Annotated in this window: 24 protein-coding genes and 1 riboswitch; of the genes, 15 read left to right on the plus strand and 9 right to left on the minus strand. The window is 31.4% G+C overall.

Annotated elements, in window-relative coordinates; all coding sequences use genetic code 11:
- Window positions 1-53 precede the first annotated feature (53 nt).
- Together ytkD and LQ693_RS08430 are read left to right on the plus strand one after the other, a co-directional pair.
- Window positions 54-518 (plus strand): RNA deprotection pyrophosphohydrolase, encoded by a 465-nt coding sequence (ytkD, locus tag LQ693_RS08425; protein ID WP_037560128.1) that lies wholly within the window; start codon window positions 54-56, stop codon window positions 516-518.
- On the plus strand, window positions 502-1,278 hold the full coding sequence (locus LQ693_RS08430; protein ID WP_025905543.1) for an alpha/beta hydrolase family protein: 777 nt from the start codon (window positions 502-504) through the stop codon (window positions 1,276-1,278). The genes ytkD and LQ693_RS08430 overlap by 17 nt, the downstream gene beginning before the upstream one ends.
- A 21-nt stretch (window positions 1,279-1,299) precedes the next feature.
- On the opposite strand, the gene pckA is transcribed toward LQ693_RS08430, so the two are convergent.
- Window positions 1,300-2,901: a phosphoenolpyruvate carboxykinase (ATP) gene (gene pckA / locus LQ693_RS08435; protein ID WP_107565783.1), complete on the minus strand. Its 1,602-nt coding sequence runs from the start codon at window positions 2,899-2,901 to the stop codon at window positions 1,300-1,302.
- Between the two features lie 182 nt (window positions 2,902-3,083).
- A riboswitch (SAM riboswitch) is annotated at window positions 3,084-3,195 on the plus strand.
- 103 nt (window positions 3,196-3,298) lie between these two features.
- Here pckA and metK point away from each other — a divergent pair.
- From metK to LQ693_RS08455, 4 genes are all read left to right on the plus strand, one after another.
- Entirely contained in the window at window positions 3,299-4,492 is a 1,194-nt protein-coding gene (metK, locus tag LQ693_RS08440; RefSeq protein WP_025905541.1) for a methionine adenosyltransferase, read from the plus strand.
- Window positions 4,493-5,170: 678 nt separating this feature from the next.
- On the plus strand, window positions 5,171-6,082 hold the full coding sequence (locus LQ693_RS08445; RefSeq protein WP_037589699.1) for a nuclease-related domain-containing protein: 912 nt from the start codon (window positions 5,171-5,173) through the stop codon (window positions 6,080-6,082).
- Between the two features lie 59 nt (window positions 6,083-6,141).
- Complete coding sequence (locus tag LQ693_RS08450) at window positions 6,142-7,524, plus strand: NAD-dependent succinate-semialdehyde dehydrogenase (RefSeq protein ID WP_025905539.1); 1,383 nt, start codon at window positions 6,142-6,144, stop codon at window positions 7,522-7,524.
- A 28-nt stretch (window positions 7,525-7,552) separates the two neighbouring features.
- On the plus strand, window positions 7,553-8,395 hold the full coding sequence (locus LQ693_RS08455) for an aldo/keto reductase (protein ID WP_025905538.1): 843 nt from the start codon (window positions 7,553-7,555) through the stop codon (window positions 8,393-8,395).
- Between the two features lie 90 nt (window positions 8,396-8,485).
- Here LQ693_RS08455 and LQ693_RS08460 read toward each other — a convergent pair whose 3' ends face one another.
- Genes LQ693_RS08460 through LQ693_RS08475 form a run of 4 tightly spaced genes read right to left on the minus strand, consistent with a single transcriptional unit; the run spans window position 8,486 to window position 10,439 of the window.
- Entirely contained in the window at window positions 8,486-8,833 is a 348-nt protein-coding gene (locus tag LQ693_RS08460) for a fluoride efflux transporter FluC (protein ID WP_107572763.1), read from the minus strand.
- Window positions 8,830-9,195, minus strand: coding sequence for a fluoride efflux transporter CrcB (gene crcB / locus LQ693_RS08465; protein WP_103361845.1), 366 nt, complete (start codon window positions 9,193-9,195; stop codon window positions 8,830-8,832). The genes LQ693_RS08460 and crcB overlap by 4 nt, the downstream gene beginning before the upstream one ends.
- 43 nt (window positions 9,196-9,238) lie before the next feature.
- Window positions 9,239-9,541 (minus strand): hypothetical protein, encoded by a 303-nt coding sequence (locus LQ693_RS08470; protein WP_025905535.1) that lies wholly within the window; start codon window positions 9,539-9,541, stop codon window positions 9,239-9,241.
- 46 nt (window positions 9,542-9,587) lie between these two features.
- Window positions 9,588-10,439 carry an MBL fold metallo-hydrolase gene (locus LQ693_RS08475; protein ID WP_107565780.1) on the minus strand — a complete coding sequence of 284 codons (852 nt, stop codon included), beginning with the start codon at window positions 10,437-10,439 and terminating at the stop codon, window positions 9,588-9,590.
- A 199-nt stretch (window positions 10,440-10,638) separates the two neighbouring features.
- Between LQ693_RS08475 and LQ693_RS08480 the strand changes: the two genes are divergently transcribed.
- The 3 genes from LQ693_RS08480 (at window position 10,639) to LQ693_RS08490 (ending at window position 12,790) form a co-directional block, all read left to right on the plus strand.
- A complete protein-coding gene (locus tag LQ693_RS08480; protein WP_103361843.1) occupies window positions 10,639-11,349 on the plus strand; it encodes a transaldolase in 711 nt (236 codons plus the stop codon).
- Window positions 11,350-11,665: 316 nt separating this feature from the next.
- Window positions 11,666-12,529 carry a cation diffusion facilitator family transporter gene (locus LQ693_RS08485; RefSeq protein ID WP_374229777.1) on the plus strand — a complete coding sequence of 288 codons (864 nt, stop codon included), beginning with the start codon at window positions 11,666-11,668 and terminating at the stop codon, window positions 12,527-12,529.
- Between the two features lie 96 nt (window positions 12,530-12,625).
- Window positions 12,626-12,790, plus strand: coding sequence for a hypothetical protein (locus tag LQ693_RS08490; protein WP_162841912.1), 165 nt, complete (start codon window positions 12,626-12,628; stop codon window positions 12,788-12,790).
- 94 nt (window positions 12,791-12,884) lie between these two features.
- Here LQ693_RS08490 and LQ693_RS08495 read toward each other — a convergent pair whose 3' ends face one another.
- Window positions 12,885-14,234 (minus strand): PepSY-associated TM helix domain-containing protein, encoded by a 1,350-nt coding sequence (locus LQ693_RS08495; RefSeq protein ID WP_239703163.1) that lies wholly within the window; start codon window positions 14,232-14,234, stop codon window positions 12,885-12,887.
- A gap of 211 nt (window positions 14,235-14,445) precedes the next feature.
- Between LQ693_RS08495 and LQ693_RS08500 the strand changes: the two genes are divergently transcribed.
- Both LQ693_RS08500 and LQ693_RS08505 read left to right on the plus strand, forming a co-directional pair.
- Window positions 14,446-14,835, plus strand: a complete 390-nt coding sequence (locus LQ693_RS08500; protein WP_182461935.1) for a hypothetical protein — start codon at window positions 14,446-14,448, stop codon at window positions 14,833-14,835.
- Between the two features lie 67 nt (window positions 14,836-14,902).
- The gene (locus tag LQ693_RS08505) at window positions 14,903-15,535 is read left to right on the plus strand and encodes an HAD family hydrolase (RefSeq protein WP_107572762.1); all 633 of its coding nucleotides are present in this window, start codon (window positions 14,903-14,905) and stop codon (window positions 15,533-15,535) included.
- Here the strand turns inward: LQ693_RS08505 and LQ693_RS08510 are convergent.
- Complete coding sequence (locus LQ693_RS08510; protein ID WP_107565777.1) at window positions 15,526-16,197, minus strand: helix-turn-helix domain-containing protein; 672 nt, start codon at window positions 16,195-16,197, stop codon at window positions 15,526-15,528. The genes LQ693_RS08505 and LQ693_RS08510 overlap by 10 nt on opposite strands.
- A 97-nt stretch (window positions 16,198-16,294) precedes the next feature.
- On the opposite strand from LQ693_RS08510, the gene LQ693_RS08515 reads away from it, so the two are divergent.
- Both LQ693_RS08515 and LQ693_RS08520 read left to right on the plus strand, forming a co-directional pair.
- On the plus strand, window positions 16,295-16,750 hold the full coding sequence (locus LQ693_RS08515; RefSeq protein WP_107566139.1) for a hypothetical protein: 456 nt from the start codon (window positions 16,295-16,297) through the stop codon (window positions 16,748-16,750).
- Between the two features lie 24 nt (window positions 16,751-16,774).
- Window positions 16,775-17,596: a DUF5996 family protein gene (locus tag LQ693_RS08520; RefSeq protein ID WP_107566138.1), complete on the plus strand. Its 822-nt coding sequence runs from the start codon at window positions 16,775-16,777 to the stop codon at window positions 17,594-17,596.
- 41 nt (window positions 17,597-17,637) lie between these two features.
- Here LQ693_RS08520 and LQ693_RS08525 read toward each other — a convergent pair whose 3' ends face one another.
- Window positions 17,638-18,108: a competence protein ComK gene (locus LQ693_RS08525; protein WP_232151596.1), complete on the minus strand. Its 471-nt coding sequence runs from the start codon at window positions 18,106-18,108 to the stop codon at window positions 17,638-17,640.
- Between the two features lie 75 nt (window positions 18,109-18,183).
- Window positions 18,184-18,660 carry a sigma-70 family RNA polymerase sigma factor gene (locus LQ693_RS08530; RefSeq protein WP_239743661.1) on the minus strand — a complete coding sequence of 159 codons (477 nt, stop codon included), beginning with the start codon at window positions 18,658-18,660 and terminating at the stop codon, window positions 18,184-18,186.
- A gap of 278 nt (window positions 18,661-18,938) precedes the next feature.
- Here LQ693_RS08530 and LQ693_RS08535 point away from each other — a divergent pair, with 278 nt between their 5' ends.
- Complete coding sequence (locus LQ693_RS08535) at window positions 18,939-19,160, plus strand: hypothetical protein (RefSeq protein ID WP_107566136.1); 222 nt, start codon at window positions 18,939-18,941, stop codon at window positions 19,158-19,160.
- Between the two features lie 186 nt (window positions 19,161-19,346).
- On the plus strand, window positions 19,347-20,276 hold the full coding sequence (sagB, locus tag LQ693_RS08540) for a peptidoglycan release complex glucosaminidase SagB (RefSeq protein ID WP_107566135.1): 930 nt from the start codon (window positions 19,347-19,349) through the stop codon (window positions 20,274-20,276).
- Window positions 20,277-20,888 lie beyond the last annotated feature (612 nt).

Genomic DNA, 20,888 nt, shown 5'->3' on the forward strand with positions numbered 1-20,888 from the left:
CCTAATAATATGTATATACAGTTTATCATAATTGAAGAAAGAGGTCGTGTATCATGCGCTACAAAGATCCAAATGGATTGGATGTTGATTTAGCTTATAAATGTCCAACAGATCAACAAAATGCGAAACATGTTCTAGGTATTCCTATTTTTAATAATGAATATGTGTTAACGCATCATAAGATAAGAGGTATTGAATTTCCTGGTGGGAAAGTTGAACCAAATGAAACGAATAAAGAGGCTGTTCAGCGTGAATTATATGAAGAAACGGGTGCGGTCGCTAAAAATATAACGTTTATTGCTTCGTATACTGTACATGATACAATCCCATTTAATAAAGATGTCTATTTTATTGAAGTTGAGTCAATGGATAGCAATAAAGCGTATTTCGAAACTTATGGACCCGTTATTGCTAAAGAAATCAATGATATACCTGAAGAAGAGAAGAGTTTTCTATTAAAAGATACAGCAATATTAAAGTGCGTTGAAAGGGTGTATAAACTTGGATTTCTACAGTAAGAAAAAAATGCCAGTTTTCTTTAATCATCATCTAACTGAAGAAGTGATATATGAAGTGGATGAATTGAAAGTTAGAGGCATGTTGATGACACCAAATGAACGTGTTAATCGCATCGTTGTATATTTACGTGGTGGAAAAGGACAAGTAGGTAGAGTGAGACCAGGTCGTATGGCGCAATTTAAAGATAAGCATACACTTGTCTTTGCACCTTATTACAGAGGTAGTAACGGTAGTGAAGGTAGAGATGAATTTTGTGGTGATGACCTACATGATGTTATAAAAGGTATCGAAATATTAAAGTCACATTACCCAAACGTTCCTGTTCATATGATTGGATTCTCTAGAGGTGGTATTCAAGGCTTACTTACGTATCAAAAAGTGAAAGCGACGAGTTACATTATATGGGGTGGCGTTTCAGATTTATTGATGATGTATGAAGAACGAATTGATCTAAGAGGGATGTTAAAAAGAATGGTCGGACATCCTAAAAAACAATTTGAAGCATATGCACGTAGAAATGCATTGCAATCTATTCATAAAGATAGTCCGCCTATATTAATCGTTCATGGTGATGAAGATAAGCAAGTTAATATTAATATGGCATATCATCTAGAAGAACATTTAAAGCAAGAAGCGGTAGATCATCAAACAATCTATTTAAGTGGAGAAGGCCATGTTTTAAGACCAGAAATAGAAAAGCAAACATTGTTACAAATTAAAGAATGGATGTATAAATGTGAAAAGAGCTTGGACCAATAAGGCCCAAGCTCTTTTAATATTTTATAAGCGATTATACGTAAATCCGCCTTCTTCTTGAATATGCTCAGAAGACTCACCGAATTTACTGAAGTTTTCTTTAAAGTTCATAGCAAGTAATTTTGCTTTTTCGTCATATGCGTCAGAAGATACCCAAGTATTACGTGGATATAATATTTCTGAAGGTACACCTGGTACATGTTTCGGAATATTAAGACCAAAGATTTCATCTTTAACAAATTCTGAATTCTTAATTTCTCCACTAATTGCACGACGAATCATTGAACGTGTATGCTTCAAGTCCATTCTTGAACCTACACCGTATTCGCCACCAGTCCAACCAGTGTTTACAAGATAAACATCTACATTGTGTTCATCGATTAGTTTACCAAGTAATTCAGCGTATTCAGTTGCATGTAATGGTAAGAAAGGTGAACCGAAACATGTTGAGAATACTGGTTGAGGACTTGTTACGCCTCTTTCTGTACCTGCTAACTTAGAAGTGAATCCACTTAAGAAATGGTACATAGCTTGTGATTTATCTAATTTAGAAATAGGTGGTAATACGCCAAATGCATCTGCAGTTAAGAAGATAATAGTATTTGGGTGACCAGCTATTGATGGTGTAATAATATTATCGATAAAATCAATTGGGTATGCAGCTCTTGTATTTTCAGTTAATGAAGTGTCGTCATAATCAACTGATCCATTAGGATTTACGGTAACATTTTCTAAAACTGTTCCATAACGGATAGCATCGTAAATTTGTGGTTCTTTTTCACGGCTAAGACTTACTGTTTTAGCGTAGCAACCACCTTCAATATTGAAGACACCATTTTCGTTCCAACCATGTTCATCGTCACCGATTAATTTTCTATTAGGATCTGCAGATAAAGTTGTTTTACCTGTACCAGATAGACCAAAGAATAAAGCTACATCTTTGTTATAACCTACGTTTGCTGAACAGTGCATACTCATAATGCCTTTTTTAGGTAATAAATAGTTCATGACTGAGAATATACCTTTTTTCATTTCACCAGCGTATTCAGTACCACCAATTAATATGACACGGTGTTTGAACGAAGTAATAATGAATGTTTCAGAATTTGTGCCGTCTTTTTCTGGATCAGCTTTAAATCCTGGTGCACTAATAACAGTGAAATTAGGGCTGATATTAAGTGCTTCTTCTTTAGTTTCTGGGCGGATAAACATATTCTGTGCAAATAAGTTGTGCCAAGGTAACTCATTAATAACACGTAAATCTAAACGTGATGATTCATCTGCACCTGCATATCCATTAAAGACATAAAGTTGTGATTTTTGGTTTAAGTAGTCAATAACTTGATCATATAAATTTAAAAAGTTACTTTCTGAGATAGGTTGGTTGATTGTTCCCCAATCAATATCTTGTTCAGTATCTTCCTCTTTAACGATAAATTTGTCTTTAGGAGAGCGACCTGTGTATTTACCAGTTTCCATTCTGATTGCGCCAGATTCTGTTAATACGCCTTCTCCTGCTTCTAGAATGTGATTGTACAATTCAGTTCTAGAAAGTTGTTGTAGTGTAGTGTCCTTCTTTAAAAGGTTTGAAAGTTCGATTGATTCGGTAATTGACTGTATTGCCATAAATGACGACCCCCATGTCTAATATTAATGTTGTAAGCATTTTCATGGAATTAGTATAACACATTAAAATATATAGTCTATACTAATGAGTAAATTTGTTATAAAATTTTTTTAGAAATTTGAATGTGTTTCGTTCCATTGACATATTATGAAAACTTTAGTATTATCATTTCTGACGGATTCTCTTATCCTGAGTGGTGGAGGGACATGGACCCAATGAAACCCAGCAACCTCTTTCTAATGAAAGAAAGGTGCCAAACCGTTTGCAGACCAATATTGTCTGAACGATAAGAGCGAATGGACGAGTGTGCCTTCTCTCTATATCTTTATTGAGAGAAGGCACTTTTTATTTGCGCTGAGGAAGAGACCGTACAACTTTATTTAAAGGAGATTTTTTATGTCAAAGAATAGAAGACTCTTCACATCAGAATCAGTAACAGAAGGGCATCCAGATAAAATTGCGGACCAAATTTCCGATGCTATTTTGGATGAATTATTAAAAGGGGATCCTAAAGCAAGAGTCGCTTGTGAAACAACAGTAACAACTGGTATGGCTTTAATTGCAGGTGAAATTTCTACTTCAACTTATGTAGATATCCCTAAAGTAGTTAGACAAACAGTAAAAGATATAGGATACACAAGAGCGAAGTACGGTTATGATTTCCAAACGATGGCGATTTTAACTGCTATTGATGAACAATCACCAGATATCGCACAAGGTGTAGATTGCGCATTAGAAGATAGAGATGATTTATCAGATAGAGAAATAGAATCAATTGGTGCAGGTGACCAAGGTCTTATGTTTGGTTTTGCTACAAATGAAACTGAAACATACATGCCTTTACCAGGTTATTTAGCTCATCAACTTGCGAAGAGATTAACAGATGTACGTAAAGACGGTACTTTAGAATATTTACGTCCAGATGGTAAGACACAAGTAACAGTTGAATATGACGAAAATGATAAACCAGTAAGAGTAGATACAATCGTTATTTCTTCACAACATCATGAAAAAATTGAATTAGAAAAAATTCAACAAGATATTAAAGATCATGTTATTTATCCAATCGTACCTAAAGAATTATTAGATGAAGAAACTAAATTCTTTATTAATCCAACAGGTAGATTTGTAATTGGCGGACCACAAGGAGATGCTGGATTAACAGGTAGAAAAATCATCGTAGATACTTACGGTGGTTATGCAAGACATGGCGGAGGATGTTTCAGTGGTAAAGATCCTACTAAAGTAGATAGATCAGGAGCATACGCTGCAAGATATGTTGCTAAGAATATAGTAGCAAGTGGATTAGCAGATAAATGTGAAGTCCAATTAGCATATGCAATCGGTGTAGCACAACCAGTATCCATTTCAATAGATACTTTTGGTACAGGTAAAGTAGAAGAAACTGTATTAGTAGAAAAAATAAGAGAAGTATTTGATTTAAGACCAGCAGGTATTATTCAAATGTTAAACTTAAGACAACCAATCTACAAAAAAACAGCAGCATACGGTCACTTCGGTAGAACAGATGTTCAATTACCATGGGAACAATTAGATAAAGTAGATTTACTAAAAGACTTATTAAAATAAATGATGAAGCTCTGTATATAATCTTACGGGATTTATGCAGAGTTTTTATTTTAGGTTAGGTGGAAGTTGGGTCGTTATTAGCAGTTTTGGTTAGAAGTGCAAATACTGGGATAGTTATTAGCAGTTTTGATTAGAAGTGCAAATACTGAGGTTGTTGTTAGCAGTTTTGGTTAGAAGTGCAAATACTGAGGTTGTTATTAGCAGTTTAGGGTGAAAGTGCAAATACTGGTACCGATAATTACACTTCTGAGTAGTTTTGTAATTAAGGCCGTCCATAGTAACATTTCAGCCGACTTTTGTAATTAAGGAGGTCCATAGTAACACTTCAGGCGAGTTTTGTAACTAAGGCTGCCCATAGTAACATTTCAGGCGAGTTTTGTAGCTAAGGCTATACTTAGTAACACTTGAGCTGACTTTTGTAATTAAGGCACTCGTTATGAACAAGTTTGGGCGAAAGTGTTCACAACGCACCCGTTACAAACAAATTTAAGTCAAGTTGTTCATAATGAACTGAATTTTTATAAAATATTTACTATTAAAGTGTGGTTTAACTACTCAAATGTATGAAGTATAAGAAATTACGTTATATAATCAATATATTTCATGATATATACTGAATTTATTTGTAATTTTTACTATAATGGAATTAATACATATGAAAGGGAGCGATCTACAATTATGAGTCAATTAGAACCGATTCATTATGGATTAATCGCAGCGATCGTTATTGCGATACTATTTATTATATTATTCTTTGTTTCATTAAAGCAGAAACAAAAATCTTTGAATAAGATTCAAGAAGCTCATAAAAAAGAAAATGAGACGCTTAAATCTGAACATAAAGAAAAGTTAGATCATGAAAGAGTTGAAAATAAAAAGGTTCTAACGAAACAAGAAGAAACTCATCAAGAAGCAATTTCACAAAAAGAAAGAGAAATTGACTCATTAAAGTTATTTTCTAAGAATGAAGGGGAATATATAACTGATAGACATTTGTTAGAGTTGAGAGACCAACTTGTTAATGAACGTAGAATTAGACCTGAAGATATGCATATTATGGCAAATATCTTCTTACCTAAAGATCCATTAGGTAAAGTTCGACAAATTGATCATTTAGTCTTAACAAGAACGGGTATATACGTAATTGACTCTAATTTAGTAAGTGGTCATATCTATCACGGTATTACTGAACAGCAGTTTAGTGATTTTCCAGTATTAGGACAAGTCTTTGAAACATTGGATTTAAACCCAAACAAAGAACAAACGTTATTACTTGAAAAACAATCAAATAATAAAACTGCAGCATTCCATTCATATACTGATGAAGTTAAAGAAGTTGATAATACAACTGAAGAATTACAAAGACAGTTAGAACTTAAATATACACCGACACCAATTATTTACTTCCATCCAAATGAAGTAAGTGAAGCAACTATCAGTAATTATTCACAAGACCCTAACATTAAAGTGTTAGTTGGTGAAAAACAACTTCAACATTTCTTTAATAAATTTGTATTCCATGGTAGATTCCAATATAGTGTGGAAGACCTTGAGAGAATTATGGATGAAATTGAAAAGTTTAACCCGTAATAACTAAGCGCTGCATTTTATGTAGCGCTATTTTTATACTAAAAAAGGTGGTTATAAGTATGGTAAAAGAAAATTTTGAAGTTAAAAATCCTGCAACTGGTGAAGTAATCGAAACGATTAAGAACAATACGGAAGAAGATATTAACAACAAGATTGAACAGGCACATGATGCTTTTCAAACATACAAAAAGAAACCAGCTCATGAACGTAGTGCATTGTTATATAAATGGTATGAATTGATTCTTGAAAATAAAGAAGAAATTGCTTTAATTATGACAAAAGAAAGTGGAAAACCATTAAAAGAAGCTTTAGGTGAAGTTAAATATGCGACAGATTATATATTATGGTTTGCTGAAGAAGCAAAACGTACTTATGGAAGAACCATTCCAGAACATGTTGATAACAAACGACTTATCGTTACACGTGCACCTGTAGGCGTTGTAGCGAGTATAACACCATGGAACTTCCCAGCAGCTATGATGACTAGAAAAGCAGCACCAGCATTAGCAGCAGGATGTACGTTTATATGTAAGCCAGCACAAGATACACCTCTTACAACTATGAAATTAGTTGATCTTGCACATGAAGCAGGATTTGATCAAAGTGTTATCCAATATGTAAATGGTTCAGGAAAAGACGTCGGTGCAATTTTTACAAAACATCCTTTAATTTCAAAAATTACTTATACAGGTTCAACACCTGTAGGTAAACAGTTAATGGAACAATCTAGTTCGACATTGAAGAAAGTAACACTTGAATTAGGCGGCCATGCACCATTGATTGTTCATGAAGATGCAGATTTAGATAAAGCAGTTCAAGGAACAATTGCTTCTAAATTTAGAAATGCAGGACAAACATGTGTATGTGCAAATAGAATATACGTACACGAATCTATTAAAGACGCATTTGAAGATGCACTTAGAGCAGAAGTTAGTAAATTAAAAGTAGGCGATGGTCAGGATGAATCAACAGATATAGGTCCTGTTATTAATGCAGATGGTTTTGAAAAAGTTAAATCTCATATTGAAGATGCAACGAGTAAAGGTGCTCGCGTGATTACTGGAGGAGATAGTTATAAAGATGGTGGTTATTTTATTACACCAACTGTTCTATCTGACGTTTCAGACGATATGAAAATCATGGTAGAAGAAACGTTTGGACCGGTAGCACCAATTCAAACTTATAAAGATTTAGATGAAGTTATTATAAAAGCAAACGATACACCATTTGGTTTGGCAGCATATTTCTTTACTGAAAACTATAGTAATGGTATAAAGTTGTATGAGAACTTAGATTATGGTGTAATTGGTTGGAACGATGGCGGACCAAGTGCAGCTCATATTCCATTTGGTGGAATGAAGGAAAGTGGATTTGGTAGAGAAGGTGGTTCAGAAGGTATTGAACCATATTTAGAAACTAAAGTTGTTTCAATTTTAATTTAAGTATCGTCTAAAATTAGGAGGCAGTAAAATGACACAGAAAATAATTGAGTTTTACAATGGCAATTCTATACCAGCTTTAGGGTTAGGAACATTCAGAGTAGAAAATAATGATGAATGTAGAGAAGCAGTTAAACATGCTATTATAAGTGGTTATAGACATATAGATACAGCTCAAACTTATCACAACGAAGAAAAAGTTGGACAAGGTATCAAAGAAGGATTAGAAGAAACAGGATTAAATAGAGAAGATCTATTTATTACAACTAAACTTTGGATGACAGATTATGGTAGAGAGAATGTTCAATCAGCATATGAAGCATCTTTAGAAAGATTAGGTTTAGATTATGTAGATCTATATTTAATTCATTGGCCTGGCCAAGATAAAGACCTTATCACAGAAACATGGAAAGCTATGGAAGACTTATACAATGAAGGCAAAATTAAAAATATTGGTGTAAGTAACTTCCACGTACATCATTTAGAATCATTATTACAAGAAGCTTCTATTAAACCAGTTATTAATCAAATAGAATGTCATCCATACTTAACTCAAAAAGAATTAAGAACTTATTTAGAAGCACAAAAAATTGTTGCACAATCATGGTCTCCTTTAATGAATGGACAAATATTAGAAGACGAAGTTGTAAAAGAAGTTGCAAATGAGTTAGGTAAAACACCAGCTCAAGTTATTATAAGATGGAATATTGATGAAAATATTGTTGTTATTCCTAAATCAGTAACACCATCAAGAATCGAAGAAAACTTAAACGTATTTGATTTTGAGTTATCAGAAGATCAACTTTCAAGATTAAATGCTTTAAATAAAGACGAAAGAATCGGACCAGACCCAGAAGTCTTTACTGGTCAATAATAAACACAAAAGGACTGATAAGAAAAATTTATTCTTATCAGTCCTTTTTATTTTGTCATACATATAAATGAACCTTTTACGTAAGAGGCTTTATAAGTGATAACCTAAATAACATGCTCCGATTGATAGTATGACTGTAGATACGATATAAATAGTCATCATTTTATATGATTTTAACAAGTATCGTTCATAAATTTCTAAAAAGTGAGTAGAGAATGTTGTAAATCCTCCGCAAAAGCCTATTGCAATAATTGCATATGAAAAACTATCATCATTTAAATATTGTGCAGCAAATCCAATTATAAGGCTTCCGATTACGTTAACAGTTAAAGTAGCTACTGGGAAGTGATTTGTATACAGTTTAGTGAAGAATTCATTCACAAAATTTCTGCAAAGAGCACCTATACCTGAACTTATCATAATATATAATAACATCATGCTTGGTCAGTTCCTTTCCTATAACCTATTGCAATAAATATGAAACCGAGAAGTAAACTAACGAGTAAATACGTGCCTGCAAGGAATATATGTCCACGTTCTAGTAGCTCGACTGTTTCTAAACTTAAAGATGAATATGTTGTTAAAGCACCTAAGAAGCCTGTTGTTATTAATTTTTTAATATTTGGATGTGATTTGAAATAGTTAATGAAATATGTAGAGAATATACCCATTAAAAGTGCTCCGATTACGTTAACGGTTAATGTGGAGAACGGGAATGCGTCATTAGTGATCATTAAGGAAACTAAATATCTTAACCCTCCACCTATAGCACCACCTAAAAATATTGCTAAATATACCATTTAATAAACCTCCTCATTAAAAAAAGGAAACATAATGTTTCCCTTAAATTATTCCGAAAAATCTTATTATAACGACAATATGATATAAAATGACGATGAATAAAACGATTGGTAATAGTTTATTCAATTTTGAAAGCGTTGTGTGTTTATCAGTTTGATATTTAATTGACTTATCAGTTGTAAAGACAGCGATTAATAATAAAATACCGTTTAATATACTACTTATTAGTACGAGTGACACTAAAGATCCAAACATCGTTTCTAAAAGTGGGTTTTGTGCACTTAAAAATAAACTAATAATAATAAGTATAATTGATATATAAAAATAGCGTTTAGCTTTATCCATGATGCCCTCCAAAAATTCCGTATAATCGTTTATGTTATCATATAAATTATTTTATTGCATCTAATAATTCCATTACTTCTTCAAAGTCGTCCATTTTTTTACAATGACTAGGAATGATGAAAAGAGAGGTATTCGCATTTTCTTTTAAATCAATAAGTTTTAAATGGGTTTCAATGAAAAGTTCGCCGTTGTATGCTTTGCGCAACAATCTTTTAGTAGGAAGGTCATTCTTTTGAATATTTGAACGGCACCATGCGGCATCGCTACACATAAAAATCTTTAAATTAGAGAATGTCATCATTAAGCCAAATTGACCTGGCATGGCTCCTGGCAAATCAAAGCTAACTAAGGCATCTTGATTGAAGACTTTATATCCTTTACCCAAAATAGGGTGTTCTGTTTGTACAAAATCTTCTACAAATTCAATGCGCTCTTTAAAGTTATCTGGCATAACATGAAAGCTTAATTGAAGGTTATTGTTGTTGGAAACTTGTTGTGTAATAAAATCATGATAAGCTTCACTTGAAGTTATGATAGTCGCATTTTTAAACGCGTTTAAATAACCGAGATGATGACTTGAAAAATTGGTAATGATACAATAATCGATCTCATCTGGATGTATATGATCTTTCAACAATTGACTTGGCAACGTTTCGTACACTTTATAGTCTTGTCTACGAAATAATTTTAAAGTTTTTAAATCAGTGCTTGGTTTCACATGTTCGGAAAAGCCTGTATTTATGAGTATTTTGAAATCATTAATTTCTAAATAGTAGGAAAAAATATAGTACCGTTCAACTCGGCTCGTAGGACTATTATTGATGACTGCTTCATCACCTAAAAACGAACCGGTCGTATATAGTTTGAAATGCTTTATTGTTTCTATATTATCAGCCATCAAAATACACCACCTAAGCAATTTATATTTATATTACTTAAAAAATATTATTTGATTTATATTTATTCTTATTATGCCATAAAGCACCTCAAAATACATTTAAAATAACTTGGATATTGTCGTTTTAAACAAATAATTTAGTAAGCGATTGCAAATTATGGTACGATAAATGCACAACATGTAGAAAGGAATGAAATTCATGAGTAATCTTAAAGTACAAGTTTTTGCTGATGGTGCAGACATTGAAGAAATGAAACAAGCCTATCAGAATAAAGAAGTTGATGGTTTTACAACAAATCCAAGTTTAATGAAAAAAGCAGGTGTAACGGATTATAAAACATTTGCTGAAGATGTCGTTAAAGCAATACCAGATGCTTCAATTTCATTTGAAGTATTTGCAGATGATATAGAAACAATGGCTAAAGAAGCAGAAATCTTAAAACAATACGGTGAAAACGTATTTGTTAAAATTCCTGTTGTAAATACACAAGGTGAATCAATGATTCCTTTAATTAAAAAATTATCAGAAAGTGATGTTAAAGTTAACGTCACTGCTGTTTATACAATTGAACAAGTTAAAGACATAGTAGAAGCAATTAAACCAGGTGTTGAAACTTATGTTTCAGTATTCGCAGGTAGAATTGCTGATACAGGTGTAGATCCACTACCATTAATGAAAGAATCAGAAAAAGTTTGTCATAGTAAAGAAGGCGTTAAATTATTATGGGCAAGTTGCCGTGAATTATTTAATGTTATTCAAGCAGACGAAATTGGCGTAGATATCATTACATGTCCAAAAGATGTAGTAGCAAAAGTACCAAACATCGGAAGAGATATTAATGAACTATCTGTAGATACAGTTCAAGGATTTGCTAAAGATATTAAGGCTAGCGGATTAAGTATTTTATAAGAATGAAGATCATCGAACCCAACAAAGTTAGTTAACTTTGTTGGGTTTTTTAGTTTTGTAAATAAAATGATTTTTAGAAGTAACAAAAGTAGGAGGAAGTGTAATTAAGAGAGCTTATAGTAACAAATATCATAAGAGCATATATTAAAAATTTTTAGATATATAAATACTATATTATAAGAGAATATGTACTTGAAATATAGGCATGCCTAAAACATAAATATGCGAAATAATTTATATTATTTTACGATAACTAATTCATTAACTTGTCTCAAATTTTGTTATATAATCATATTTCAGTGAAAAAATCGGAGTGTTGGAAATGGCAAATAATTTGAGAATTGCACAACGTGGCGCATATATAAGTTTGGTTACTTATATTATCCTTTCTATTTTGAAATATGTAGTAGGGACAACTTATAATTCAGCTGCATTAAAAGCGGATAGTTTAAACAACTTAACAGATATATTTGTTTCTGTGGCAGTACTGATAGGGTTGAAGATTTCAGTCAAACCTGCAGATAAAAATCATCCTTATGGACATATGAAGACTGAAAATATTACAACTTTAATTGTATCTTTTATCATTATGTTTGTCGGGATAGAAGTTATTTCTAGCAACATTCCTAAGTTAGTTCAAGGTAATTATAGTGAACCTAGCACACTAACAATATGGGTTAGTTTTATAAGTGGTATTATTATGATTTTAGTATATTTATTTAATTGGAAGTTAGCGATTAAGACTAAAAGTACATCACTTAAATCAGCAGCAAAAGATAATTTGTCTGATGCGTTAGTCAGCATCGGTACTGGTATTGGCCTTATATTTACACAGTTTGGTCTACCTATAATTGATATTATTCTTGCTGTTATTCTTGGCTTTATTATTGTTTATACTGGTTTTACGATTTTTAAAGAATCAATATTCACTTTGAGTGATGGTTTTCATGAAAAAGATTTAAATAATTATATAGAAGAAATTGAAAATATAGAGGGCGTATTAGACGTTCCATCTATAAAAGGGCGTTATCATGGTAATAGTGTCTTTCTTGATGTAACGATCATTGTAGATAAAGATTTAACATTAGATGAAGCACATGATATATGTGATTTAGTTGAACATCAATTAAAAGAAGCAGGCGCTTATTCATCTTATGTACATCCTGAGCCTAACTTGTAAACAATTTATTATGAAATTCAAATATTAAAATAAATTAAATAAGTATGATACTATTAGTATATGAGTGTTTGATATATATCTAAGGGGATGTTATTCATGCAAATACTAGGAAAAGGATATGAGAATGACCATCATTATTTTCATGTTATTACTGATAAAAATCATCTTATAAAAGTTAGAGTTCCAGATGATATGGATGATCATGATTTAAGACACTTACTTGAAGCAGTTTGTAATGATTATGATGAGGCTAATAGCTAAGTTTAATGAATATATGAATGCATTTAAATATTTGTATAGAAATAAGCATATCACGCATCTGAATTTAATTTTAGATGCGTGATATGCTTTTTATTTACACTGTATTTAATCTATTATGTCGTCTCCATAAGAAGAATTCAATAATAGCAACTGGAATAAGTGATAATCCGAATAATGGCATTGCGATTCCTAGTATAACTAAGAATACAATGAGTCCAATTGGAATTTGATTACTAGTTCTTATTGGTGCGCTAAATGAGTTTGATTTCTTTCGTTTCATCCATGATAAGAAACCAAATGTAATACCACCAATAAAGGCTAAACAAACTAATAGGTTAATGATTTTATTTGCAGTTCCAAATAGATGACCTTCATGTAAAGGTATACCGAAACTGAACCATTTACCGATAATACCATAATCATCATAATCTACTTTATCTAATAGTTTACCTGAGTATTGATCGAAATATGCTGTTGTTTCTTCTTTTGGTGCAACGTCTAGTCCTGTAACACCTGTATTACTACTTTTCGAAACAGTGAATACACCTTTTTCATCAGAAGGGTAAACGATAGAGAATGGCTTTTTAATGCCATTTTCTTCAGCATTTGCGATAATATTTTCTAAACTTTGTTGTCCATCTGCACCAATCACATTACTCATAGAACCGTGATGTGCGGCATGTGGATCTTTTTTAGATGAAGGTTTCTCCTTAGTACGAGTTGCCCAGGGTAATTCATTATCTTCTGATTCTGGTGGGTTAGCTTGTAATGCTGTATAGCCAAGCTTTGGATGATCCTCAGCAAATTGGTTAATTTGTTTACCCATAAGTGCTGACCACGGTAAACCAGTTAATACGATTATAAATATAGGAATTGCAATAACAAGTCCTATAATCGCGTGTAATCGTCTATTAAATAAGAATGATGATTTCTTTTTTGTTGGTTTCAATGCTTTTGTTTTAAAAGTTAAATAAATACCTGATATAATCATAAAAATTGTCCAACATGCTGCTAGCTCAACTAAATAATTTACAAAACTACCACCAACAAATAAAGAACTATGTGCTTCTCTTAATACGTTGGAATATGTATATTTAGCGTTTTGATTTGCAACTCTTTGGTTATGTTCATCCAAGAAAATATAGCGTGAATCACCCTCTTCATTCCCGATTGTAACTCTGTTATTGTATGGCTCATTCATAATACTAATTTTTTGAATGTCGTATCCTTTATATACATCTCTAATTTCTTGAATAGCATCATCTAGTGATTGATGACCCTTTGTAGCGCTATCTTTAAAAAATTCATCGTGGTAAATATTATTTTCTACATTTGTATAAAATAAATAACCAATACCAGTAAGTGAGAGTGTCAATAATAAAGGTGTGATAAAGAAAGCCGCATAAAAATGTAACCGTCTCAATGGATTAAAACTTTTGTTCATGTACTCAACCTCTATTTCAAATAATGTATAACTTCTATTTAACATTATTATTTTTTGAAATTAATTACAATATGGAAACGACGCAATTTTTGACGCTTTCGTGAAGACCGAAAAATATATGTAATAAATGACTTGAAAATGTAATAATAAAATACTCTAAATATTCAGTTTAAGATGTTAAAATATAAGCAACGGGATGAGGTGAATGACTATGTTAACAAACCTAAAATTATTCGACGATCACGATAATCGCACTCAAATTATTAATCAATTTTACAATGGATTAAATCAAGAGAATATACATGATGCAGTCATTGCTTTAGAAGAAAGAAAGCATCAAGATTTTCCTCATGGTTCAGTATATTTTAAGAATGATTTATCTAAAGCTAAACAAGATGAATTAAACTTAAATGAGTCAGATGGCTTATTTATCATTGAAGAGAATGGGACACAAAAAGGCTCAATTATCCCATTACATGATATCGTGCAATATTTAGCAACAAATAGAGAACGTATTGCACAGGAAAAATCACTCAGTTTAATTCAATTAGAGAACATTATCGATCGTTTAGAATTGACACTTAAATCAGAAGATTTATAATCATAATAAGAGATCGGGATTAAGAATAGTCCTAGTCTCTTATTTTTTTAGAATGGAGTGTATGAACATGTACGATGCAATCATATTTGATTTTGACGGTACGATAATAGATACAGAAATTAATTTATTTAACACTTTAAATAAACATATTGAACAAAAGAATAATGAAAAGATAAGTTTAGATGAATATAAAGCTTCTATCGGATCAGTATCAGAAGCATTAAATGATAAAATATTAAATGCTTTAGGTTCAAAACAGGCTTTAGAAGAGATGTTTGAAGATCATTATGAAGGTACGAAATCTTTACCGATTAAACCAGTAGTTAAAGATTTAATAGAATATGGTACTCAAAATCAAAAGAAAATGGGTATCGCAACTAGTAGTTATAAAGCGCATATTATGCCTAATGTACAAAGATTAGAATTAGATAAATATGTCGATGTTATTAAAGGGCGAGAAGATGTTGCGTTTGTTAAACCGAATCCAGAATTATACATTCAAGCAGCACATGATCTTAAAGTTGAACCTGAAAAGTGTTTAGCAATTGAGGACACAACAAATGGTGCACAAGCTGCAATAGATGCTGGTATGGACGTAATCGTTATAACGCATGATATTACAGAAGATTTGAATTTTGATTCATTAAATATTTTAGCAAAGAATATAGAGGCTGAAGAGATTATCAATCGCTATTTGTAATGTGAATATACATTGTATCTTTTTCTAAAATGAAGCGGCGTCATGTTTCTATGATTTTTAAAGACTTTTGTAAAATGAGCTTGGTCATAAAAGCCATATTCTAACGCTATATCTGAAATAGTTTGATTTGTATTGAAAATAAGTGCAACAGTAGCTTCAAACAAATGGCGATTTCTATAATAATTATGGTGGGAATGACTTACATAGGTATCGTTAGTAGGAATTTCACAATAGGGTGGCTGTTTAATATCATCTAATAACGCAATGATACTCGTAGAAACGGTCGTTGTTAATTGTTCTTTATGAAAAGGTGCAAGAATATTAAGCGTATTTAAGTGGTCACATACTTTATCAAATTTGAAAGACTGAATAATGGGGTAAAAATTTTTGAGTAAGAAGTATTCATAAATATTTGAAGCCAATGTATATACCATTAATTTATTAATATTAAGTATACATATTTGACCATTAACTGCATAAATAAAGCTATATTCATCAAATGGTACAATGCACAAAAATCCTTTATTCAATGTCATCATGTAGTTCGATGTATGATAAAAAATATTAATATTACCATTTGTGACGTAGATGATCGATGCGTCTTCATTATGATAGATCCATTTATTTTCATGTGAAATAAAGTTGATATTAAACTTAAACATCCTTTTCACTCCTTCAAAATAGCAATTTTGAAAAATAATCAACGTATAGTTTGATTAATGTTATAATTAAAATATTAATGAATTTTAGAGGTGTGTAATGAATAACGAACAATATAAATCCATTGTTTATAAAAAGCTTTGGTTTATCAATAAAAAAGAAAAACATATAGTGGATGAGAAATTAAACCATCATGCAGATAAAAATTTAATTGATGAATATGGTAAACCAAGTAAATTTGTGAATGAATTTGTAGAAAATGAAATTATAGATAAAGCAACACCACCAAGTAGTTTGTATAAAGTAATCACGTTAGGTGGTTTATTATTTGGAAATGTCTTAATGGCGGGCATTTTAATAACAGCTGCTTTGTTGATATTAGGGACATTTACTTTATATTTCACAAAACCAATTGGTGAAGCATTAACATTACAAGCCTTATACCTTGTCATTGGTATTGTGTTATTTTTTATAGGTTATAAAGGTATCAAATGGGTAAATGCATTCTTTACAAGGCGTTTATTAATCGCTAGAAGATTTAAAGAATTTTCATAGATTACTAACTAGGGGGTGTTGTAGATGAGCTTGTTATATTTTGATGAATGGCGTGATACACGTGCAACAATAAGATATATTGTTCAAATTATGGGGAAATGTTGTTTAGCTGTGAATACACCTGAACCGTTATATAAGCACGTCATGTTAACTGTCAATCAAGTTGGGCTATCTACAGGCGTATTAAAAAAGGACAATCATACATTTGAAATTAACTTAGATTTAATCGATCAGTTATTAATCGTTAAAATAGATGAAAAAGAAGAATCTATGATCGTCAAATCTGGACTTACAATTCAAGAATATTATCACTTTGTATTTGATACATTACATGATAACGGCATTGATATCACTATCAATACGAAACCGTATAATATTCCATATGAAAAAACGCTAGATGAAGATGACAAAGAACGAATCTTTAATCCAAAGACTGCATATCATGCACTAAGATTAATGCAGCAAGCTCAATATGATCATTATCAATTTTTACATTCAAGAAATATTAAAGATGTCAAAACAGGTTTGTTCTGGGATAAATTTGATGTAACATCTATTTTTTATGTAGAAGGTAATGATGAGTATACCGTATCACTTTGTTATTACTTTGGAGATAAATATAGAGAGTCTCCTTATTATATTATTAAGATTAATCCGTTTAAGCAAGATAAAATCAACTTGAAACAAGTAGAACCATCATATGCTGAATATAATGGTAAAGATGGAAGCTTTTTAATTTATGAAGAAGATTTGGAAAGTATTATTAGAAGAGATGAAGTATTGCTGACATTCTTTAATAGTGCATACCAAGCATTGTTATCAGGCGTAAGTAGTAAGTTAATATAGAATAACAAAAAAGTCGTTACGCAATTAGTGCGTAACGACTTTTATATATTTGAGGGTAGATTTTGTCTGTTAAGATGATGCTTTTGAAACTGAATGAGTCTTAATGATTCACCGAGTTTCATACTGATTATAGGATATTCATGATAGATGACTTTCGTATGCTGATTAATTAATAACAATTTAGTGTAATGTTTGTATGCGTCGATATGAACAATGTGTTTACTGTTAATCAACATATAATTGTAGTTAGATTTAGCGCTTGTTGGAAATAATACGAAATCTTCAGTGGCATAGATAAGAATGGGAAGCAGTTTAGAAATATTTAAGACGTATTTGGCGTAATGTTCTCTTGATTTTAAACTAGCACCTTCAATTTTTAGTGCGTCATTAATAAGATAGGGGATTGAATGATTAGTATAAATGGTTGATTTATCTAAATATTCGATTTGGAATCTATAAGCTGAATCATCTGCGTATTTCAGTAATGTCATATTAGGGTTGATTAAAGTCATTTGATACACCTCCCTATATAACATGTTACTTAAATTTCGGGAAAAATATTGTAATTTTTGAAGATTTAATTGTAATTAAAATAAAAAATGTGATTTCAATTTACGACGCGCATTTTTGCGATAATACTTAATGGACGATTCACTTTTATTTAAATATATCGCAATTTCTTGGGTTGAGAATCCTTGTAATGTTAGCGTTAACCACATGAGTTCATCTTGAGATAAAATCTCTAACATACTAAATGTTTCAAATTGATGAGATTCAATGAAGCTTTGATCTAACATTTCATGATTAGAAGTGGGTGAAACACGTTTTGAATCTTTACTTTGCTTTCTGATGCAGTCAATGAGACAATACTTTAATTTCGTATATAAATATTTATCTAGTGAAGCGGTCTTTGAAAAATCGTATCGCTCAATTTCAGTCCATAGTTTAATTAATAACAGTTGATAATAATCTTCGTAACCGTATTGGATATGATATCGATGCAGTAAATAATGAATCATATTTTTATATTGCTTATAATAATGTTCAAATTTGTGTTGTTTCATGTTGTCCTCTTTGGTGAGCATGCACACGTTTATTTCCGGATAAACGCATTGTAAATAATATAGAAACACTTTAAAAATCAGTTAAATATTAAAAAAACGGACAAACTTTAAAATAGAACATAATTTATGAGATTATTTTGAAAAAATAAAGACTTTTTCTCGAAAATATCTTATAAAAACATAGATTGAAATGATTTACATTTTCGTTTCAAACGTGTATATTTGGTTATATATATGGACATATGTTTTATTGGGGCAAAGATTAGGAGGCTCATCATATGGATTACGAACATCTAAATTTAGAACACTTTTTTGCAAGAAATAATGACTTGAATACGATAAGAGATAACGCAGATTTTGTAATGATTAACAACGTAAACAGATTTATGAATTATAGAAATGGCGAAGAAGAGGGTACAATCAATTTAAGCCAGTATAACTATAAGAATAGATCAGCGGCAATGTCATTTATATTTATGAATTATTCAACTTATAAATAAGCAAACATACTTTCAAAGCATGTTTGCTTTTTTTGTTGAAATATAATAGTAATTAAAACGTAACATTCTTATTTTTGAATAATAAGCCCTTATCCTATAGAATATAAAGAGTAAACTTTAATGCAATTGTAAAAAATAGGTAATAAATTATGATTGATGGTGGTTTACAAACACAGAGGTGAAACGATGAAGAATGCCAGGCTAGAAACCATTAAAAATTTAGTCATATTATCAATAGTCTTGTTAGTTATTGTTGGCCTGTTTTATTATTTGATTTCAGATCATTTGAAATTTTATGAAGTAGATAAACAAGAAGATAATGTAGAAGTTCCATTAACTTTAAGTAAAGCGGTAAATAAACAATATAAAAATGATACGAAAATGCAAGTAGCAACAGAGTCAGGCAATTGGAAAAATGCAACACGAAGCGAAATATATGAAGTGATGGATGTAGAAAAAATCTTAAATGATAAAAAACAAGTATATCAATTCTTGAACTTATCAGAGTATCAAGGAATTGAAGAAAAACGAATTCATCATATGTTAAGAAAACAAGAAGTACTTGAAGATTATACAACAGAATTTTTAAATGCTGCTAAGAAAGAGCATGTTAATGAAGTGTATTTAATATCTCACGCCATATTAGAAACAGGTAATAACAAAAGTGAATTAGCAAATGGTGTCATGTTAACCGACAAAGGGAAAGTAACGAAATCTAAAGAAGAATCTGATGGTAAAAAGTATTATAACTTTTATGGTGTCGGCGCATTAGACAGTGATCCTATCGGAACAGGCGCAAATTACGCTAAAAAAAGAGGCTGGGATACACCTCAAAAAGCCATATCAGGTGGCGCGAAATTTATACATGATCATTATTTATCAAACCCAGAACAAAATACCTTATATAGTATGAGATGGAACCCAGAGAAACCTGGCGTACATCAATACGCAACAGATATCAAATGGGCACAAAGTAATGCACGTATAATAGCAGATTTCTATAACGAACTTAAAACAGAAGGAAAGTACTATATCGTATATAAGTACCAAGATACAGATAAGTCACTTTCAATCAAAGCATTAGATGAAAAATTAGATAAACAAGAAGAAAAATAGTAATAAAGAAGACTCGAGACAAATGTTTCGAGTCTTTTCTGTGTGAGTGGAGTATTGAAATTGTCATAATGGACTGCTGTTATAAGCAGTTTTGGCAAGAAGTGCAAATACTGGTGTCGTTATTAGCAGTTTTGGTGAGAAGTGCAAATACTGTGTTCCTTAGTTACAAATCTCAGGAGTTTTGTAATTAAGGCGGTCCATAGTAACAGTTTGGCTGATTTTTGTAACTAAGTCGGTCCATATTAACACTTCGGCCGAGTTTTGTAACTAAGACGGTCCTTATTAACAATTCGTCTAAGTTTTGTAACTAACAAACGCGTTATGAACAAGTTTGGCGAGAAGTGTTCACAACGCACCTGTTATGAGCAAGTTTGGCGAGAAGTGTTCACAACGCACCCGTTATAAACAAGTTCGACCAGAAGTGTTCACAATGCACCCGTCCAAATCAAAACCACCCGTTTAACGGGTGGTTTGTTCTGCGGCTATAAGCCTCTATTACTGACCAGCCCTAAAAGGGCACTAGTCAAGTCCATATGTTTGTGTAATATCTTTAGTATGTAATCAACCTTTGGTTTTTAATGAATCGAACAACTATATTTGTTTTGAAGTTTA

This window comes from Mammaliicoccus sp. B-M6 (assembly GCF_022386965.1).
In the GTDB taxonomy this organism is placed as follows: domain Bacteria; phylum Bacillota; class Bacilli; order Staphylococcales; family Staphylococcaceae; genus Mammaliicoccus; species Mammaliicoccus sciuri_A.

Coding starts and splice junctions, on each gene's coding strand:
- LQ693_RS08460 (WP_107572763.1), bottom strand. CDS start 8,833: ATGATGTTATTATATATTATGATAAGTTCAGGTATAGGTGCTCTTTGC.
- LQ693_RS08495 (WP_239703163.1), bottom strand. CDS start 14,234: ATGAACAAAAGTTTTAATCCATTGAGACGGTTACATTTTTATGCGGCT.
- LQ693_RS08500 (WP_182461935.1), top strand. CDS start 14,446: ATGTTAACAAACCTAAAATTATTCGACGATCACGATAATCGCACTCAA.
- pckA (WP_107565783.1), bottom strand. CDS start 2,901: ATGGCAATACAGTCAATTACCGAATCAATCGAACTTTCAAACCTTTTA.
- ytkD (WP_037560128.1), top strand. CDS start 54: ATGCGCTACAAAGATCCAAATGGATTGGATGTTGATTTAGCTTATAAA.
- metK (WP_025905541.1), top strand. CDS start 3,299: ATGTCAAAGAATAGAAGACTCTTCACATCAGAATCAGTAACAGAAGGG.
- LQ693_RS08525 (WP_232151596.1), bottom strand. CDS start 18,108: ATGACTTTAATCAACCCTAATATGACATTACTGAAATACGCAGATGAT.
- LQ693_RS08445 (WP_037589699.1), top strand. CDS start 5,171: ATGAGTCAATTAGAACCGATTCATTATGGATTAATCGCAGCGATCGTT.
- sagB (WP_107566135.1), top strand. CDS start 19,347: ATGAAGAATGCCAGGCTAGAAACCATTAAAAATTTAGTCATATTATCA.
- LQ693_RS08470 (WP_025905535.1), bottom strand. CDS start 9,541: ATGGATAAAGCTAAACGCTATTTTTATATATCAATTATACTTATTATT.
- LQ693_RS08515 (WP_107566139.1), top strand. CDS start 16,295: ATGAATAACGAACAATATAAATCCATTGTTTATAAAAAGCTTTGGTTT.
- LQ693_RS08535 (WP_107566136.1), top strand. CDS start 18,939: ATGGATTACGAACATCTAAATTTAGAACACTTTTTTGCAAGAAATAAT.
- LQ693_RS08510 (WP_107565777.1), bottom strand. CDS start 16,197: ATGTTTAAGTTTAATATCAACTTTATTTCACATGAAAATAAATGGATC.
- LQ693_RS08480 (WP_103361843.1), top strand. CDS start 10,639: ATGAGTAATCTTAAAGTACAAGTTTTTGCTGATGGTGCAGACATTGAA.
- LQ693_RS08520 (WP_107566138.1), top strand. CDS start 16,775: ATGAGCTTGTTATATTTTGATGAATGGCGTGATACACGTGCAACAATA.
- LQ693_RS08505 (WP_107572762.1), top strand. CDS start 14,903: ATGTACGATGCAATCATATTTGATTTTGACGGTACGATAATAGATACA.
- LQ693_RS08450 (WP_025905539.1), top strand. CDS start 6,142: ATGGTAAAAGAAAATTTTGAAGTTAAAAATCCTGCAACTGGTGAAGTA.
- LQ693_RS08490 (WP_162841912.1), top strand. CDS start 12,626: ATGCAAATACTAGGAAAAGGATATGAGAATGACCATCATTATTTTCAT.
- LQ693_RS08475 (WP_107565780.1), bottom strand. CDS start 10,439: ATGGCTGATAATATAGAAACAATAAAGCATTTCAAACTATATACGACC.
- LQ693_RS08455 (WP_025905538.1), top strand. CDS start 7,553: ATGACACAGAAAATAATTGAGTTTTACAATGGCAATTCTATACCAGCT.
- LQ693_RS08530 (WP_239743661.1), bottom strand. CDS start 18,660: ATGAAACAACACAAATTTGAACATTATTATAAGCAATATAAAAATATG.
- crcB (WP_103361845.1), bottom strand. CDS start 9,195: ATGGTATATTTAGCAATATTTTTAGGTGGTGCTATAGGTGGAGGGTTA.